At 56.4% G+C, this 14,642-nt stretch carries 16 protein-coding genes; 5 read left to right on the forward strand and 11 right to left on the reverse strand.

Features of this window, described 5'->3' with window-relative positions; genetic code table 11:
- Position 1: 1 nt before the first annotated feature.
- The 9 genes from GSUB_RS14310 to GSUB_RS18225 all read right to left on the reverse strand — a co-directional run bounded on the left by GSUB_RS14310 (position 2) and on the right by GSUB_RS18225 (position 7,701).
- Positions 2-967, reverse strand: a complete 966-nt coding sequence (locus tag GSUB_RS14310) for a multiheme c-type cytochrome (protein ID WP_144402036.1) — start codon at positions 965-967, stop codon at positions 2-4.
- 124 nt (positions 968-1,091) lie between these two features.
- Complete coding sequence (locus GSUB_RS14315; protein WP_040201397.1) at positions 1,092-1,328, reverse strand: hypothetical protein; 237 nt, start codon at positions 1,326-1,328, stop codon at positions 1,092-1,094.
- Positions 1,329-1,484: 156 nt separating this feature from the next.
- Positions 1,485-1,727, reverse strand: coding sequence for a hypothetical protein (locus GSUB_RS14320; protein ID WP_318025923.1), 243 nt, complete (start codon positions 1,725-1,727; stop codon positions 1,485-1,487).
- Positions 1,728-1,755: 28 nt separating this feature from the next.
- Positions 1,756-2,166 (reverse strand): response regulator, encoded by a 411-nt coding sequence (locus GSUB_RS14325; RefSeq protein WP_052464965.1) that lies wholly within the window; start codon positions 2,164-2,166, stop codon positions 1,756-1,758.
- Positions 2,167-2,215: 49 nt separating this feature from the next.
- Positions 2,216-2,446: a hypothetical protein gene (locus GSUB_RS14330; protein WP_052464966.1), complete on the reverse strand. Its 231-nt coding sequence runs from the start codon at positions 2,444-2,446 to the stop codon at positions 2,216-2,218.
- A 343-nt stretch (positions 2,447-2,789) separates the two neighbouring features.
- Complete coding sequence (locus tag GSUB_RS14335) at positions 2,790-3,074, reverse strand: hypothetical protein (protein WP_235269841.1); 285 nt, start codon at positions 3,072-3,074, stop codon at positions 2,790-2,792.
- A gap of 268 nt (positions 3,075-3,342) precedes the next feature.
- Positions 3,343-4,872: a transposase family protein gene (locus tag GSUB_RS14340; protein ID WP_052464355.1), complete on the reverse strand. Its 1,530-nt coding sequence runs from the start codon at positions 4,870-4,872 to the stop codon at positions 3,343-3,345.
- A gap of 18 nt (positions 4,873-4,890) precedes the next feature.
- Positions 4,891-5,775: a Druantia anti-phage system protein DruA gene (locus GSUB_RS14345; RefSeq protein ID WP_052464357.1), complete on the reverse strand. Its 885-nt coding sequence runs from the start codon at positions 5,773-5,775 to the stop codon at positions 4,891-4,893.
- 156 nt (positions 5,776-5,931) lie between these two features.
- Complete coding sequence (locus GSUB_RS18225) at positions 5,932-7,701, reverse strand: diguanylate cyclase domain-containing protein (protein WP_052464967.1); 1,770 nt, start codon at positions 7,699-7,701, stop codon at positions 5,932-5,934.
- Positions 7,702-8,017: 316 nt separating this feature from the next.
- Here GSUB_RS18225 and GSUB_RS14355 point away from each other — a divergent pair, with 316 nt between their 5' ends.
- From GSUB_RS14355 to GSUB_RS14375, 5 genes are all read left to right on the forward strand, one after another.
- The gene (locus tag GSUB_RS14355; protein WP_040201399.1) at positions 8,018-8,494 is read left to right on the forward strand and encodes a GspH/FimT family pseudopilin; all 477 of its coding nucleotides are present in this window, start codon (positions 8,018-8,020) and stop codon (positions 8,492-8,494) included.
- A gap of 35 nt (positions 8,495-8,529) precedes the next feature.
- Positions 8,530-9,183: a PilW family protein gene (locus GSUB_RS14360; RefSeq protein ID WP_158414097.1), complete on the forward strand. Its 654-nt coding sequence runs from the start codon at positions 8,530-8,532 to the stop codon at positions 9,181-9,183.
- A 3-nt stretch (positions 9,184-9,186) separates the two neighbouring features.
- A complete protein-coding gene (locus GSUB_RS18230) occupies positions 9,187-9,612 on the forward strand; it encodes a type IV pilus modification PilV family protein (RefSeq protein ID WP_052464968.1) in 426 nt (141 codons plus the stop codon).
- Positions 9,613-9,621: 9 nt separating this feature from the next.
- Positions 9,622-10,119 carry a pilus assembly PilX family protein gene (locus GSUB_RS14370; RefSeq protein ID WP_040201402.1) on the forward strand — a complete coding sequence of 166 codons (498 nt, stop codon included), beginning with the start codon at positions 9,622-9,624 and terminating at the stop codon, positions 10,117-10,119.
- A 226-nt stretch (positions 10,120-10,345) separates the two neighbouring features.
- Positions 10,346-12,181: a pilus assembly protein gene (locus tag GSUB_RS14375; protein WP_040201403.1), complete on the forward strand. Its 1,836-nt coding sequence runs from the start codon at positions 10,346-10,348 to the stop codon at positions 12,179-12,181.
- Positions 12,182-12,275: 94 nt separating this feature from the next.
- Here GSUB_RS14375 and GSUB_RS18235 read toward each other — a convergent pair whose 3' ends face one another.
- Together GSUB_RS18235 and GSUB_RS14385 are read right to left on the reverse strand one after the other, a co-directional pair.
- Entirely contained in the window at positions 12,276-14,378 is a 2,103-nt protein-coding gene (locus tag GSUB_RS18235; protein ID WP_052464969.1) for a sensor histidine kinase, read from the reverse strand.
- Positions 14,375-14,638: a sulfurtransferase TusA family protein gene (locus GSUB_RS14385; RefSeq protein WP_040201404.1), complete on the reverse strand. Its 264-nt coding sequence runs from the start codon at positions 14,636-14,638 to the stop codon at positions 14,375-14,377. The genes GSUB_RS18235 and GSUB_RS14385 overlap by 4 nt, the downstream gene beginning before the upstream one ends.
- Positions 14,639-14,642 lie beyond the last annotated feature (4 nt).

Raw genomic sequence — 14,642 nt, forward strand, 5'->3', positions numbered from 1 at the left:
TTTAATGTCCTCCTCCCTGACGATTCTTGCGGGTCAGAAACCGCATGGTGCCGTGGCCGATGGGCATCACCAGACCGCCGGCGATAATCAGCGCACCGATAATATTCATGGTTTTATTGCGGGTCGCGCCCATCATGTAGAAGTTGGGTGTGCCATAAAGGGCATCAAGCACCGCTCCTTTTTCCACGTCAATCCTTTCCATGGAACCGTCGGGGCGCGGGAAGGCAACGAAACTGACCTGCATTGCCTCCGGACCCGAAGCGTGACAGAAAGTGCAGTCCCAGCGATTGTCCAGAATCTGAAAATCATGGCTGACCTTCTCGGGGGTCATCATTCCCACCATGTGCAGGTCACGATAGTCGCGATTGCGATTGAACGCCTTAAGCTCATCAAGGGTCACCACCCCGTCGCCATCGGCATCGATCAGTCTGGTCACATCTTCTTCACCCGCCAGCTTGTTAAGTTCCTCGGGGGGAACCAGCACAAAATCCCCGTAGGCTTTTTTCTGTTTGACGAGGTACCAGGTGATCACCACATCTTCCGATCCGGTATGGCAGGTAATACAGGGGACGGCCTCAATGTGCAGACCGGCCTGAGGCAGCCAACGTTCATGACTGTCAATGGTATTGGAGATCATGTGGCAGTCGGCGCACATGGCATTCATGTCGTACCCGGAGACTTCCGTCGGCGCCAGGGCGGCATGAGGGTCATGACAATCATTGCAGCCGGCCATGCCAGCGTGAACGCCGGAATTATATTCCTGCTCCACATCGAAATGACATTCGCTGCAATTGACCTTGCTGAGCGCGATACCATCGTCGGGATGCGAATCGGAAACGCCACTGTGGCAGGAAGTGCAGCCCATATAGGCATGCAGAGTGGCTTCGAACTTGGCCCCATCGATAGCCAGAGCTTCACCGACCATATCGGCATCACCATGGCACATCAGGCAATCCTCGGTCTCCATGGCCTGTACGCCTGACACAAGAAACAGTGACAGGGACGCAGTCAGCGTCAAAAGCCTAATGATTAGGTTTCTTATGTTGCGATACACGTTTATCCTCCCTCTGAAAGAGTCTCTCAGCGCCGGGCTATCGTAACTCGACGCGCCTGGATACCTGTCTCTTTTCAAAATACCCCTCAATAATCTTCTGTACTGCGAACAGCGCCGAAAAAAGCTGCGCAACAACAATAATCGCGCAGTAGACCAGGAAGATCGCGATCACTATTCCGCCGAATCCTTCCATGATTCCCGGCACCGCAGCTGCGGCGGTTACTGACCCCAGGAAAAGCGTGACGATGATAAATGTCCAGGTTCCCCGTTCCATGACAACCTCCCTCTTAAGAATGCATGGTTAATGCAATACCCGGCTTTGCTCTTCACTCTCGTTCTTCCCCTGCCCCTTTTGATATTGCAGAGCGGGCCAGGAACGATGTGTAAAGAATTTCTCCCAGCAATCGACATCGCCACGAAAACGCCGCCACTACTTTGATTTTTGTTGTGCCTTTTGCGGGGTAAATTCCTTATCGCGCGCGGCGCTTTTGACAACGCCAAGCATCATCAGCACCGCAGGCATCAATTGCGCGATTACGATCAGGGCACAAAACCCCAAAAACATCCATACGACAATGCCACTGCTGTCTTCGCGCGCTCCGGCGGCCAGGGCCGGGGCGGCACCTCCGAGAACCGCCATCAACATTGTCAATCCTGCTGCGTGTTTCATCATTTTTCTCCTTTTCCCTGTGATTTGAGTGTTACATCTTCTTGTGTCCCGCGCCCCCCGCCACCGTAGCTCCGGCGTTGGCAAAGGCACACTGGACGGCCAGTTTCAGTTCTTCCTGGTCCTCCGCGCTGCTCGGTTTGAGGGCATGATAAAAAATCCCCTCTTTCCTGACTTTGCGGATCAACGGCAGTGACTGCTCGTTGGAGACCAGAATAATCGTCATGTTCTTATTGCATTTTTTGATGATCGATATCAGCTCGGCGGAAGGAATTTCTTCCAGATCGCCGCTCAAAAGAACAACCTGCGCATCTTTTTTGAAGATATCGAGCAGTACGCCGGCCGCCGAATCCGTTTCCACGACCTGATAACCCGCCGTGGAAAAGATGTTGGCCAGCTGCCTGCGTCCTTGCGGATCCTTATCGGCAATCATCAGCACGCCCATGTCTCTCCCACCTTTCTGTCCCTTTACCGAATCAACAGTGAATGGACGGTCAATTATGCGTTCCTTTGCCTTGTGTGGCATCACGCGGTTTGCTGAACATGCTTTTAACCAGAGAGCCCAGCAGGATCAGGCCGGGAATCAACTGGGTAGCGACAATCAGCGCGAAGAAGCCGAGAAAGATCTTGGTGATCAGGCTTGTTTCATCCCCGTCGGTCCCCGCCGCGGCCCACACGTTAGCTGCTCCGAACATCAGCAATGTCGTCAGTAATTTTATTTTCATGGCCAACCTCCTTCGGCACTTGGTGCGCATACGGTTTGTGATAATCCTATAGAGCATCAGACGTACCAATTTTTACAAAATGACGAACATTGCCGCTAAGTCATTGCTTTTACTTGATTTATTTTTTAATCGAGTCGGACTGGAAGAAAAAAACAGGTGCCGGCGTATGTAAAAATCATACTCCGGCACCTGTTTACAGTTCCCTCTCAGCAAACAGGGAGAGACGTAAATCTTTGATTTAAAACGATTTTAGAAGAGTTTTTGAGCGATGTATGAAGAAAATATACAGGGAATGACAGGAAAAGTATGCAAGCCGGGAAAGGTCGGGAGGAGGCAGGAAAAATCAGCCGTGATTGCGGAACAGGCGCATGAGCAGAACACCGAAAATGGTCATGATGAGACCGACACAGATGCCAAGATACCCGAAGGCCTCCCCGGTGCCGATCCCCCAGAGTGTTGCGTCCCGGTAGAAGACCCAGAGAACGATCCCGGCAAAAGTAGCCACTCCGCCAATAATGTAGACGGCAATCGCCACCATGCCAAGCCCCATATTGGGAAGTTTGGGGGGAGTATCCTGCTGTTGAGAATCCGTTTTCTGCGGTTGTTCCTTTTTATCGGTGCGGGCCATGCTGTCACTCCTGTGCGGGAAGAATGGCGGGAGTCTAGCACCATCGTCGCCAGACCGCAAGAGCCCGGAGAACTCAGCAGTGCTGACGCATGAAGCGATGACCCGCGCCTGTGCTCAACGCCTCGGCGGGAAATTTGAGGCGTAATGCTGTCCGAATGACCCCAGAGACATCTGCCCCAGGGTGGGCGGAGCTTCTCACGTGCTGTTTCCCCTGATTCAGGGCGTACCTACCCCTTCGCCTGCGGCGATAGGTGTGGTTGACCCTCTTTTATGTCAGCCGTAACTGGAAAGGGGCAGCAATCTGCTCGCGGATCCACGCCTGATTGAGCCACGGACTCGCTATCGTTTCGCGTACCAAGCGGATCAATCCCCGCACCCCGGTCTCCCGAATGATTCTGGCGATCTTTTCCGAATACCTCGCCATGATGTTGAACATGTGCCCCAATTGCATCAGATAATGGAAACCCTTCATCGCGTTCCAATCATGGCTAAAACAGTGCTCGTATTGGTAGCCGTGGTGCTTCTCTACCAGGAAGCCTGTTTCGACCCCCCAGCGCGAGCGTGCGCCCAGATTGCACCGCTCGTGGAGGTTCCATCGGTCGAGGGGCTCACTCGATAGCCAGAGGTGCCGGCTGGTCTTTTCCACCACGTCGCACCCCTGGTTGCCAATCTCTTGCCAGCTCTCCAGACATTCGACGACGTTTACGATCTCCCGCTTCCTGCCGTTCGCCCCGAAGCTGTACTCTATCCTGTTTGCCCATCTGAAACGCTGCTGCCTGCCGCCCCAGGTTTGAAAATGCCGGTTCTTCGGCTCAAGCCGTGCCAGGGCCTGAAATTCCTTCACCGTGCTCGGCAAGGCGTCGTCCTTCAGCACGATCATGTACTGCCATTTGTTCCGGCGGCACAGCTCCATGACTGGCCCGTTCGCATAGAGCCCGTCCAGCAACAACATGATCCGCAGCGCCGGAAACGCCTCTTTGAGCCTCGCAGCCAATCGATAAAAAGCTTTCAGCTCGCAGTCCTGCTTGCTCCTGTGCGAATCTCCTTGCGTATGGCACAGGAACTCGCTCATCAAGGGAATGCTCATCCCGCCGGAAAAGGCGAGATTCGCCTGCAGGACATAGACGTAGTACTGCGTCTGCTCCGCGCTCTGCCCTCTATTGAACGTGCGTTGCAGGCATTCTTCGTCCCAAAGCCAGCCGCGCGCCATCTTCTGCGTACCGTCTACCGCAACGGGATAGCAATTATTGACCAAGTATCGGGAAAACTTCTTGTTTCGTATCCACTTCCGGATCAATTCCAGCTGTACCGACGCGATCTGGTCCACCTCGATTTGTGACAATACCCTCTTGAGGGTGTCATGGTGGGGGGTCTCTTCGAGTTCGGGAAACAGGGCCTTCAGGTTCTCCCAGAGCATCGGACGGCTCATTTCCCTGGTCACCTCCCGCGAGGATGCCATCTGCAGCACGAACGACAGAATTCCCAACATCAGCAGCACGGATAGCTTGTGCTTGGTCTTCTTCGCGGTTCTCGGATCCGGTATCGCCGACAATCGCCTCAAAAGCACCGGCAACTGGCCGCGAAACACCTTGAGCTGCTCCCAGGCCGCCTCGTTGCGGGCAAGACCCTCCTCCTCCACGCTTTTATAGCCGCTCTTGCGGTTGGCGATCGTGGCGTGGGAGGCCCTCTTCAACCCCTCTTCTTCCTGCTTGCGTCCGAGTTCCTTCTGCGCGCGTTTTCTCTGCCTTGCCTTCGCCTTGATCTCTTCGCGGTTCGCACGGCGGCTCGCTTTGCCCATGGCGCCACCCCCTGCCTGCTACGAGCAAAGCGCGCCGCGGAAATCTCCCGCAAGCGGCTTCACGAAGATCTTCTTGGGGGTCGTGCTGTAGCTCTTTCCCCTGCGCGCCAGACCTTGGCCGGTCGTCATCCCCAGGTACTGCCAGTTCGCTGCCAGATAACAGGTCCCTGCATAAAGCTCAGGGTCCACGAACGTTTCCAACAGCAGCGGCCGATATCCCCAACGTTTGTGCCAATCGTCCCCGATGCGCCTTGCCGCCTTCCCTAAGGTGTGGCTTGCCAGGTTTTTCACCTGTACCCAGGGAAACACCAGAAAACGGCTGTTGTTGATGACGAACCCCAGGTTCCTCAGTCGCTCATCCTTGCTCCAGCCGATAAAGCGATCCCGCTCCTGCAACGACTTCGCCGCGCCGCAAAACAGCAGACACCCCAAAAGCCCCCTCTCGCTCTCGATGAAGTAGCGTTGGAAACAGCCGATGGGAGGCGTGTACCCCAGGTAGTGATAGCGGCTCACATACTCGTTCCATAGATCGGCCGCATCCTTGCTGTCCGCCCCTGCCAGCCGAACCGGTCCGATCTCTGCGACGCTGCCTTTTACCGCCGTGGTCGCCTCCGTTCTGCGCGTCGGCTTCGGCTGCTTCTTCAGCCCCGCTCCCGGGGCGATGGTCCGCTTCCGCGGAAGCTTCAGCAATCCCTGCTGTTCGAGCTTCTCCAGTAGCTTCAGGCAGGCATCCCTCTTCAAACTCCCCGAAGCGGTGCGCCAATCCAGGTGCTCACAAATGGTAAATGCCAGTTCGAATCGGCTCAATCCTGAACATGTCGAAACCGTTTCCTGAATCGCCTCCACTTCTTCAGGACCGATGGTTCTCCCGCAGTGAACCAGTTGCTTCCTCTCGTCTCTCATGGCGCAGCCTCCTGGGTGAAATCACAGTCATGCCACGCTACCTTAGCGAAAAGCCGAAGCGTTGTCTAGGGTTGTTTTGCGACAAAATATTTTAGAGTCCCCCCGGAGTAGCGCTGTTTATCGGCGTAGGGAATTTCATGCGTCAGCACTGAGAACTCAGGAATAAAACTTGAATGTGTCCCGGCCGCAATCTTTGGCTCCATACATGGCGGTATCGGCATGAATCATCAAAGTCTCTGCCGTCTGCCCGTCGGTCGGATATACCGCGATGCCGATACTGGTGGTGATATGCAGCTCGGCGTCATCTTCTGCATCGCCCAAGACCACGGGCGGCAGAAGACTCTTCTGGATCTTTGCGGCCACCGCCCGAGCCTCGTCGCTGTCATGCATCTCTTCAAGGATTATGACAAATTCGTCGCCGCCGATGCGCGCAACGGTATCGGCTTCCCGCACACTGGCGTTGAGCCTTTCGGCGACCTCGCGCAGGATCCGATCACCCGCCTCATGGCCGAGGGAGTCATTGAAATGCTTGAAGCAGTCCAGGTCAAGGAACATCAAAGCCAAAGAACGGCCTGAACGGCGTGCCCGCTCCAGTGCGTGCTCCAGGCGGTCCTTGAACAGCAACCGGTTAGGCAGTCCCGTCAGAGGGTCATGATGAGCCAGATGCTTCAAGCGGCGCTCGCTCTCTCGGACCTTGGCTTCCGCCTCCACCCGCGCGGTAATATCCCGGGAAGCCTCGATAATCCCAAGCAGTGAACCATCCCCCCTCCACAGGGGTGAAGCCACCAGTTCCACGATGCGCTCCTCGCCCTGATGATGATGGCGATGAACGACAGTAACCGAACGGCCTGTGCGCAGCACCTCCCGAAGCGGGCAGGGATGATCTTCTCCGGTGCAGGGTGCATCGCTGTGATGAGAGAAACGGTGACAGAGCCGTTCTTCCTCTGTCATAAGGTCTGCCGAATCGCGTCCGGCAGCGGCATTCATCAACAAGACCCGGAATTCAGTATCGATCACCATGATCGGATCGGCAATCCCATCAATGACGCTTTGCAGAAAGCCTCGCTCTCGCAGAACGCTCTCTTCACGGTCGGCCACGGCGCGGGCCATGGTATCGAACGCCTGGGAGATATCGGCCATCTCATCTTTTCCTGCAATGGCCGCCCGTACCGAATAATCGCCCCCTTCCCAGGCCGTGGTGGCACTTTTAAGGTGCTCCATGGGTCGCAGCACAAAACGCTTGAGAAAAAAGGAAATAGAGAGAAAGGTGAGAGCAAAAAGCCCCAGATGGGTAAAAAAGTTCTGCTTCATCTGCCTTGCCACGCGCTGTTCCAGAATGGACGCAGGCAGCTTGATGCTTAGAATTCCAGCAAGATCCTCCATCTCATAATCGAGGTCGGTGTCGTAATAATCCCTGAGAGTCGGTGAAGCTTCCCCCTCCCGGCTGTGGCAGTTAAGGCAGTAGGAGTCGATCCACAAAGGGGTGGAATACTGGAAAAAACGCTGGCCCTCCTCGCTGTGGTAGGTGTCCATCCACTCTTCGGCCGTAGGGTTTTCCTTGAAGAAGCGGATCGCCTCTTTCTCGATACCGTCAGCCCGATTGACCGGGTTGCGGGGTCGGTCCGACACATTGTTGAAGGTCAGGCCGCTGTTATTCCATTGTTCAAAATGCCGGACAATGCGCGGCAGGGCATGCCCCGGCAGAAATCCCAATGTATTTTCATCCAGTTCCAACCCGCTTTCGAGAAACTGCCTCTGGTAGACAAAGCGGGTCGCCATGATGAAATCATGCAGAACCTTGGCTTCAGCATACATGTCACGCTGCACATCACGGCGGATCTGGCGGTAGTCGAAAAACTCCACCACGGCAAAAGAAAGAAAAAAGATCATGCCGATGGCCGCCATCAGCTTTGTCTGAAGCCTCATATAAGAACACCTATGAATTAAACGTCGAAACAGTAAAAATAATTAACTATGATAAATCATTTTCGCAAAAAGGTTAAGCAAGGTCAAGAATTTGCCCTTAATCAGGCTTGTCTTGATATGTGAATTGCTTCAGCAAGAAGTAAAACTCCTGTCGAGCAGAAGGATTAAAATAAGAACTATCTGAGCTTTATCAGAACATTAGCTGTTTTTTTGTTGCGCTGACTGTTTTCCTGAGACATAATCCCCTCGCTCTATCATGTTATTTATTCGGACACCGTTGTTCGAGACTGGATTGTTTGTTTCAGGGGGACCCGCCATGCAAGCTCTATTGCGATCTCAAGTAGGGATTACTCTTCTTGAGACTCTCATCGTTCTCGCCCTTATCTTCACGCTCTGCTCTCTGACCGGCCCCGCTCTTGGCAGGTGGCAGGCACGTTTCCAGGAAAAAACAGAACTTCGCGTTTTGGTGGAAGCCTTTCAACGGGCTCGCTCCGAGGCTGCGCGCCGCAATTGTGACGTTCTGCTGGCCTTGACCCTCGCCGATGAACACAGCGGCGGTGGCTTCCAGATTCTGGCGCGGGATTCGGAGGGACGGTCTGATCCAATCCGCGACCTTCGCCGGCTGAAAGCTCTGTCCCTCGTCGGGACAACCTTCAGCGGTGCTCCGCACGCCGGATTCAACAATCGCGGACTGCCGCTTGGGCTGGGCGGGTCGATTCAACTTGAAGGACGCCACACCCAGCGCAGCTACCGTATCAGTCAGAATGCGGGAGGAAGGGTTCGGGTCCAGTGAATTCTCGCCATAGAAGATTCGCAAGCAGGGTGTTTTTGAACAGAAGGACAGGCTTCAGCCTGCTTGAGGTGCTTATGGCGATGACGCTGACCTCGGTGGCCGCCATCAGTATGCTGACCCTGTATCAGAGCCATCTGCGGGCTTACCAGCATGGAAAAGCGCAGATCGAAACACAGGACAAGCTGCGCGTGGCGCTGGCCCGCATAAGCCACGAACTGCGAAGCGCCGGCTATGACCCCAGCGCAACCAGCGGAGCGGGGGTAGTCGTCGCGCAAAGGGATTTTCTCTATTTAACCCGCGATCTGGTGCCCTCCACCCCGTCCGCCCTGGATGGGGCCGACGAACATCTGGCCTTCTGCCTCTACCGCGATGATACGCTCGGCATCCACCGCGGACGCCAGGGCGGCGGCAGCTGCTCCGGCACCGGACGCGATGCCACGGATTGTCCCGGAAGGGGCTACCATCAACCGCTGGCCGAGAAGATCACCCGCCTTGAATTTCGTTATTTCGGCAGAAATGAAGCGGGGGAGGAAGAGGTTCTGCCTTTTGACGGGGCAAATGAATCACTTTCGGAGCCCGGCGCGATTCGGCGCATCGAGGTCGTTCTCGGAGCGGAGTTTTCCTTTCGAGGGCAGAGCCGCACCGTCGAGCGGCGCGAATCGGTCTATGTCCGCAACATGGGGTTGTAAAAAATGCCTGGCAACCGGCAAGGGTTCACACTCCTCGAAGTCCTCTTCGCGATGACGGTTTTCACCATCGGTGTCCTGGCTATCGCAGCTCTGCAGGGAACCGGCCTGCGAGCAGCGGCACAGGCAAAAGCATTGAATGAGGGGCAGAGCGCGGCACGCACCATGGTCGAACAGTTGATGGCGCTCCCCGGCGATCATCCCCGCCTCAGCGATCGCGACGGTGACGGCGCAGCAGGATTGATGGATGCAGGCGAGGAGGCGGATCACGTCCTTATCCCACCGGGTCAGGAGAGAATGAAGCTGTCCTGGAATATCGCCACAGGCTGGCCGCGCCCCGGAGTCACAACCATACGGGTCATCGCTCATTGGTCCGAGCGCGGCCGGGAACGGCGCACGGCTCTCGAATTCGAAAGAAACAGTTTATTTTAGGAGAGAGAAATGCAAACGCCACCCTCTCAGATATTCAACCAGAAAGGTGCCGCGTTGCTGACGGCGATTATGATCCTGGCGTCTCTGACCCTTCTGGGGCTCGCCTCCGTCTCTGGCGGGCTGGTGGAACTGGCCATAGCCCGCAACAATGCAGCACATAACCAGGCTTTTTATCAGGCGGAAAATGGCTGGCGCCATGCTGCCGCCTGGCTTGCAGAACATCCCGATGCACCACGGGAAGACCTGGGCAGCCGCACCGTCACAGATCCCTGGGACCAGGCTTTTGTCCCAGAACTTGCAGAGGAGCCCGAGCCTGTTCTTTCCGAAGAAGGCCGCCCGCTCTTCAGCGCCGCTATAGTTTATGACGGCATGTCTCGCCCGCCCCTTTTCAGTGACAACGTTCGCGCGCTGCGTTACAGGATTCAGGCGAAGGGAATGGGGCCGGCCCAGGCGGTGGCCGGGATCGAAGTCCAGCTGCACCGCCTGATTCCGGCGCCCGGGTACTGATATGATCCGAAAATTCCCACGTCTATTGAAGGTCGCTGGACTCCTGGGTTTATTGAGTTTTTTACTGCTCCCGAGTCCAGCCTGTGCGGCTTCACCATCGACCTCGCAGCCAAACCGCCCGATGGCTGGGGTTTTCACTCCATCCGGCACTTTCACCTCTTGCGGTGAAGGCGACTTTTCTCATACCGGATCTCCGAGTGCCCCCTTGCACCCCGGATCAACCCTTGTGACCGAAGATGGGATCTGGCTGCGCACTTTTTTTGATCCCCGTCAGAAAAAAGGAGACCTTCAGGCCTTCCCTCTCCCTGTGCCCGACCCTGTGCCGCAGAACCTCTCTGCATTGTGGAGCGCGCAGGAAAAGCTGGCTTCGCAAGATCTGACCACCCGCCGCATTTTCACCGTTCGGCAAGACTCCGGCCGCAAGACGTATCTGTCCGACAACAACCTGGTGGCGGGACAACTGGCGACGCTCTGGCAGACGGACCCGCAGACCGCGACAGAACTGCTGGAGAGCTTCGGCCGGCTTCCTCTGGGCACCATCATCCACAGCGACCCGGTACTTGTGGGAGCGCCGCCACTGCTTCACTCCCGCTTAGGTTACGACTCTTTCAGGCATCGCTATCAGCAGAGAGTGCCCCTGATCTATATTGCCGCCAACGACGGCATGCTGCATGCGGTTCGTGCTTCCGACTCAGCCTCCCACCCGGCAGGAAGCCAGGTCTGGGCCTACCTGCCAGGGCGACTGCTGGCGGCGATCCCTGATATTCTTCAAGAGGAACACCGCTATCGCCTCGATCTGAGTCCGGTCGTACACGATGTCTGGTATCCGCAATGGGATGCCGCCCGAGACGATGACAGCCGCGGGGATGGCGACGGCTGGCGCACCGTCCTGATCGGAGGCGCCGGACTGGGCGGAGATTTCTACTTCGCCCTCGATATCACGCGACCCGACTCCGACCGGGTTGTGCCGCTGTGGGAGAACTCCCCTTTCCCCGAAGCCCGTGCCTCCACCCGCCCTGCGGTCGGCCCACTGGCGCCGGACGGGCGCTGGGTGGCTTTTATGACCTCAGGTTACCGTGAGGATTCTGCCCCGGGCGCTGTCGCCGCACTCGATATCGCAAGCGGGGAGAATCTGCCACTGTGGCTCGATGGAACGGAGGGAAGCACCCGGATCACCACCAATTCACGTTCGCCCTCCTCTGCCTATTATTCGATGACCGACCCCGTCGCCTATGACAGCAACCAGGACGGTCTGCTTGACCTGGCCTACGCCGGCGACAGCGAAGGAATTCTGTGGAAATTCCACTTTGACCCGCAGCAGCGGCTCTGGCGCGCCGGCAAACGTTTTGACACCGGCGGCCGCGGCATTTCAGCGACGCCGACCCTGATTACCGATCATGCCGGCAATCTGCGGATTTATTTCGGCACCGGTCTTTTCCTGCATGAGGAAGATCGCCAGGACGACACAACGCATGCCTTTTATTGCTTGATCGAACAACCGAACCCCTTTGCCCGCCCTGCCGAAGAAAGATTCAACGGAGCGCCTTTTACACCGCAAACCGCTGCAGACCTGCTGGATGTCACAACCGTCAACAGCAGGGCGGCAATCGAATCCCTGGGGGAAAGAGCAGAAGCCGCCCTGCAGCAACACGGCTGGTGGATTCAATTGGACAGATCGCAGCAAGGGATATCGGAGCGGGTGCTCAATCAGGCAATCGTTATCGCGGGCAAGGTCTTTTTCACCAGCTACACTCCGAGCCGCGCACCCTGTGGAGGCAACGACTTCAGTCGCCTTTACGCGCTTGATTACGACACGGGGCTTCAGGCGCGCGTCGCTTCCAGCACAGTCCTGCGAACGTCCAGCGGCGGAGATCTCCCGGCAGGCCGCCGTCACGGCTACCGCGCCAGGGGGCGTGCCTTCCCGCTGAAATGGATTTTCAGCAAGGGGGAACAATCATCGAAACTGATTTTCCAAACCGACGATGGAACGCTTCACCAGGTGGAGCCTGCTTTGAACCTTGAGGCGCTGACCCTGCGCGCCTGGCGGGAAATCGGGTTCTGAAAAATGGAGGTTTCCTGGTTTGAAGTCGATTTCCTCTCTCCTGCCGGGTCACTCTCATAACTTTGGGTGATATAGTTGAAAAGAGAAGAAGTGATCAAACACGGAAAGGAGGAGACCAGGCATCGGAGTTATCGAGCAGCGGAATTTTGACATGAAAACTCGTCCCCTGCCCGGGCTGGCTGTCGACCCATATTTTTCCGCCGTGAGCGTCGACCATTTCCTTGACGATGGCCAGGCCCAGGCCGGTGCCGCTGAAAGCCGGGTTGCTCGTATGACCGCGATAGAAGACTTCGAACATCCGCTGGACCTGCTCCGGCGCCATGCCGATTCCTTCGTCCGAGATGCTCAATTCGAACCCGTCGCCCAACCTCTTGCAGAGCAGGCGGACCTTTCCCCCTTCCGGAGAAAATTTCACGGCATTAGAGAGCAGGCCCTCGAGCACCTTTTTCAGCTTCTGCGGATCCACCCGATAAAGAAGGGATTCCGGCGGAAAATCCAGGACAAAATCGTGCTTGATGAATTTGCTGCGGAAGGGTTCCAGCACCTCGGAAACCAACTGGCGCAAGTCGCATGTTTCGGGGTGAAGTTGCAGCCTGCGTCCCGAAGCGATGCGATTGATATCCAGCAGGTTGTCGACAATCGCTGAGAGCTCTTCGCCTTTTTCGTTGATAAACCGCAGGCACTCCTGGCGGGTTTCTTCCGGCAGATCCTCCTGGCCGATCAGCAGCTCGGAAAAACCAATGATCGCCGTCAGAGGGGTCTGCAATTCGTGACCGGCATTGGAGACGAACTCCCGCTTCAGCCGCTCCACCTCGCGCTCGCGGGTCAGGTCACGCAAGGTCAGAACATGCCCGCGCTCTCGCCCGCCAAGGTCGCGAATCACCGAAGAACGTCCCTGCAGCACACGCGACTTTTCCCGCGCCGAAGAGGTCCGGTGAAAATCTTCAGTTTCACTTGAAGTCAGCGCCGACACCAGGTTCTGGTAAAGGCGCTGATCTTCGAATAAAGATCCGGCATCATGAATGTTTTTCCCCACCAGCGAAACTTTAAAAAATTCCTCCGCAGCCGGATTCATGAGGACGACCCTGTCTTCAGTGTCTGTCACCACCACCCCATCGCCGATGGAACGCACGATGGCATCGATGCGTTCCCGCCCGGACTGCACCTCGGTCAGGGCCTGGCGCAGAGATTCTTCCATGTGCTTGAGCTCAGTAATTTCAACAAAGGTTTCAAGCAGATGGGGGCGGCCATCAAGATCGATGGGAACAATGGTCTTTAGAATAGGCAAACTGCGATCATCCGCACGGAGTATCTCCGTTTCGGTTCGCTCAACCGTTTCTCCCAGGTCGAGGACCGGGCACTGCCCCTTCGGGGTCGGACAGATGAACCCCTGGCATGGGTGCCCGACCATATCGTGGAGACGATATCCGGTGATGTCCTCCGCGGCCGGATTGGCATGGACGATTTCACGGCTTTCGCAGTCAACCAGAATAATTCCCGCCTGAACAGAGGCAAAAATCGAGTGCATGCGGATCTGGGCCTCGCGCAGCACATCCTCCATACGCTTGCGGTCGGTTATATCTGCGTAGACGATAATGACACGGTCGATTTCCCCCCGCGCATTTTTGATCGGTGCTGCCATGGCCTGGTAATGCCGGTCCCCCAATACGGTATCGCCGCATCTTTCGCCGCGCCGCGAAACCATCACGTCATGAAAGATGCAGCCGTTCCGCGGTTGAGCCCCATCACAAACCACACCTCGGCAGGATTTGCCTATTGCACTGTCGTCGATGTCAAACCATTCACGCATCTTGCGGTTGAAGGAGACGATGTGCATATCGGCGTCAACCACCATGATGCCAACACCGACAGAGTCGAACACGGCCTGCAGATTCTGTCGCGCCTCGTCAAGATCCTCGTTGGTCTCGCGCAGGTGTTCAAGCACCTGCTGGAAGGATTCCGCCACAATACCGATAGGGTCGACCTCCACCAGCGTGGCATCATCGAGTTCTTCAGGTTGCAGGGTAGCTGTCCCCATGACGCGCAACAACTGATTGGTCTTGCTGCGGATGTAATCGGAAAGCAGCGCCTTGTCTTTTCGCAGATGGGCGTTTTCACGCCGCAGGCGTTCCATTTCGTTTTCCGGTTCCTGCTCCACGAGCACTGCATCCTTTTGTTGTGAGAGAATTGAACTCATAAGCCCGCCTCTTGGTCTTCAACAGGAAAGTCGATATGAAGCAGGTAGTGTCCTTCTTTTTTTTCCACCGTCACCCGGTACCCCATATTGCGCACCGCTTCGGGAATTGTGGCGGTAGAGTCGCGGTTGTCCGTATGGATGGTCAGCCTTAGACTCCCCCGGCGCAGATCCTTGCGATGACGGTTGACTTCACGCAGTGCGGTCAAAAGAGTGGAGGGGCAGATCTGGCCGCGAAGGTCGAATTGCAGTTCCTGACTCATAGTA

It is taken from the genome of Geoalkalibacter subterraneus, from assembly GCF_000827125.1.
GTDB lineage: Bacteria > Desulfobacterota > Desulfuromonadia > Desulfuromonadales > Geoalkalibacteraceae > Geoalkalibacter_A > Geoalkalibacter_A subterraneus.

Excerpts from the sequence above, each read along its gene's own strand:
- GSUB_RS14310 (WP_144402036.1), bottom strand. The coding sequence starts at position 967 with ATGGAGACCGAGGATTGCCTGATGTGCCATGGTGATGCCGATATGGTC.
- GSUB_RS14315 (WP_040201397.1), bottom strand. The coding sequence starts at position 1,328 with ATGGAACGGGGAACCTGGACATTTATCATCGTCACGCTTTTCCTGGGG.
- GSUB_RS14320 (WP_318025923.1), bottom strand. The coding sequence starts at position 1,727 with ATGATGAAACACGCAGCAGGATTGACAATGTTGATGGCGGTTCTCGGA.
- GSUB_RS14325 (WP_052464965.1), bottom strand. The coding sequence starts at position 2,166 with ATGGGCGTGCTGATGATTGCCGATAAGGATCCGCAAGGACGCAGGCAG.
- GSUB_RS14330 (WP_052464966.1), bottom strand. The coding sequence starts at position 2,446 with ATGAAAATAAAATTACTGACGACATTGCTGATGTTCGGAGCAGCTAAC.
- GSUB_RS14335 (WP_235269841.1), bottom strand. The coding sequence starts at position 3,074 with ATGGCCCGCACCGATAAAAAGGAACAACCGCAGAAAACGGATTCTCAA.
- GSUB_RS14340 (WP_052464355.1), bottom strand. The coding sequence starts at position 4,872 with ATGGGCAAAGCGAGCCGCCGTGCGAACCGCGAAGAGATCAAGGCGAAG.
- GSUB_RS14345 (WP_052464357.1), bottom strand. The coding sequence starts at position 5,775 with ATGAGAGACGAGAGGAAGCAACTGGTTCACTGCGGGAGAACCATCGGT.
- GSUB_RS18225 (WP_052464967.1), bottom strand. The coding sequence starts at position 7,701 with ATGAGGCTTCAGACAAAGCTGATGGCGGCCATCGGCATGATCTTTTTT.
- GSUB_RS14355 (WP_040201399.1), top strand. The coding sequence starts at position 8,018 with ATGCAAGCTCTATTGCGATCTCAAGTAGGGATTACTCTTCTTGAGACT.
- GSUB_RS18230 (WP_052464968.1), top strand. The coding sequence starts at position 9,187 with ATGCCTGGCAACCGGCAAGGGTTCACACTCCTCGAAGTCCTCTTCGCG.
- GSUB_RS14370 (WP_040201402.1), top strand. The coding sequence starts at position 9,622 with ATGCAAACGCCACCCTCTCAGATATTCAACCAGAAAGGTGCCGCGTTG.
- GSUB_RS18235 (WP_052464969.1), bottom strand. The coding sequence starts at position 14,378 with ATGAGTTCAATTCTCTCACAACAAAAGGATGCAGTGCTCGTGGAGCAG.
- GSUB_RS14385 (WP_040201404.1), bottom strand. The coding sequence starts at position 14,638 with ATGAGTCAGGAACTGCAATTCGACCTTCGCGGCCAGATCTGCCCCTCC.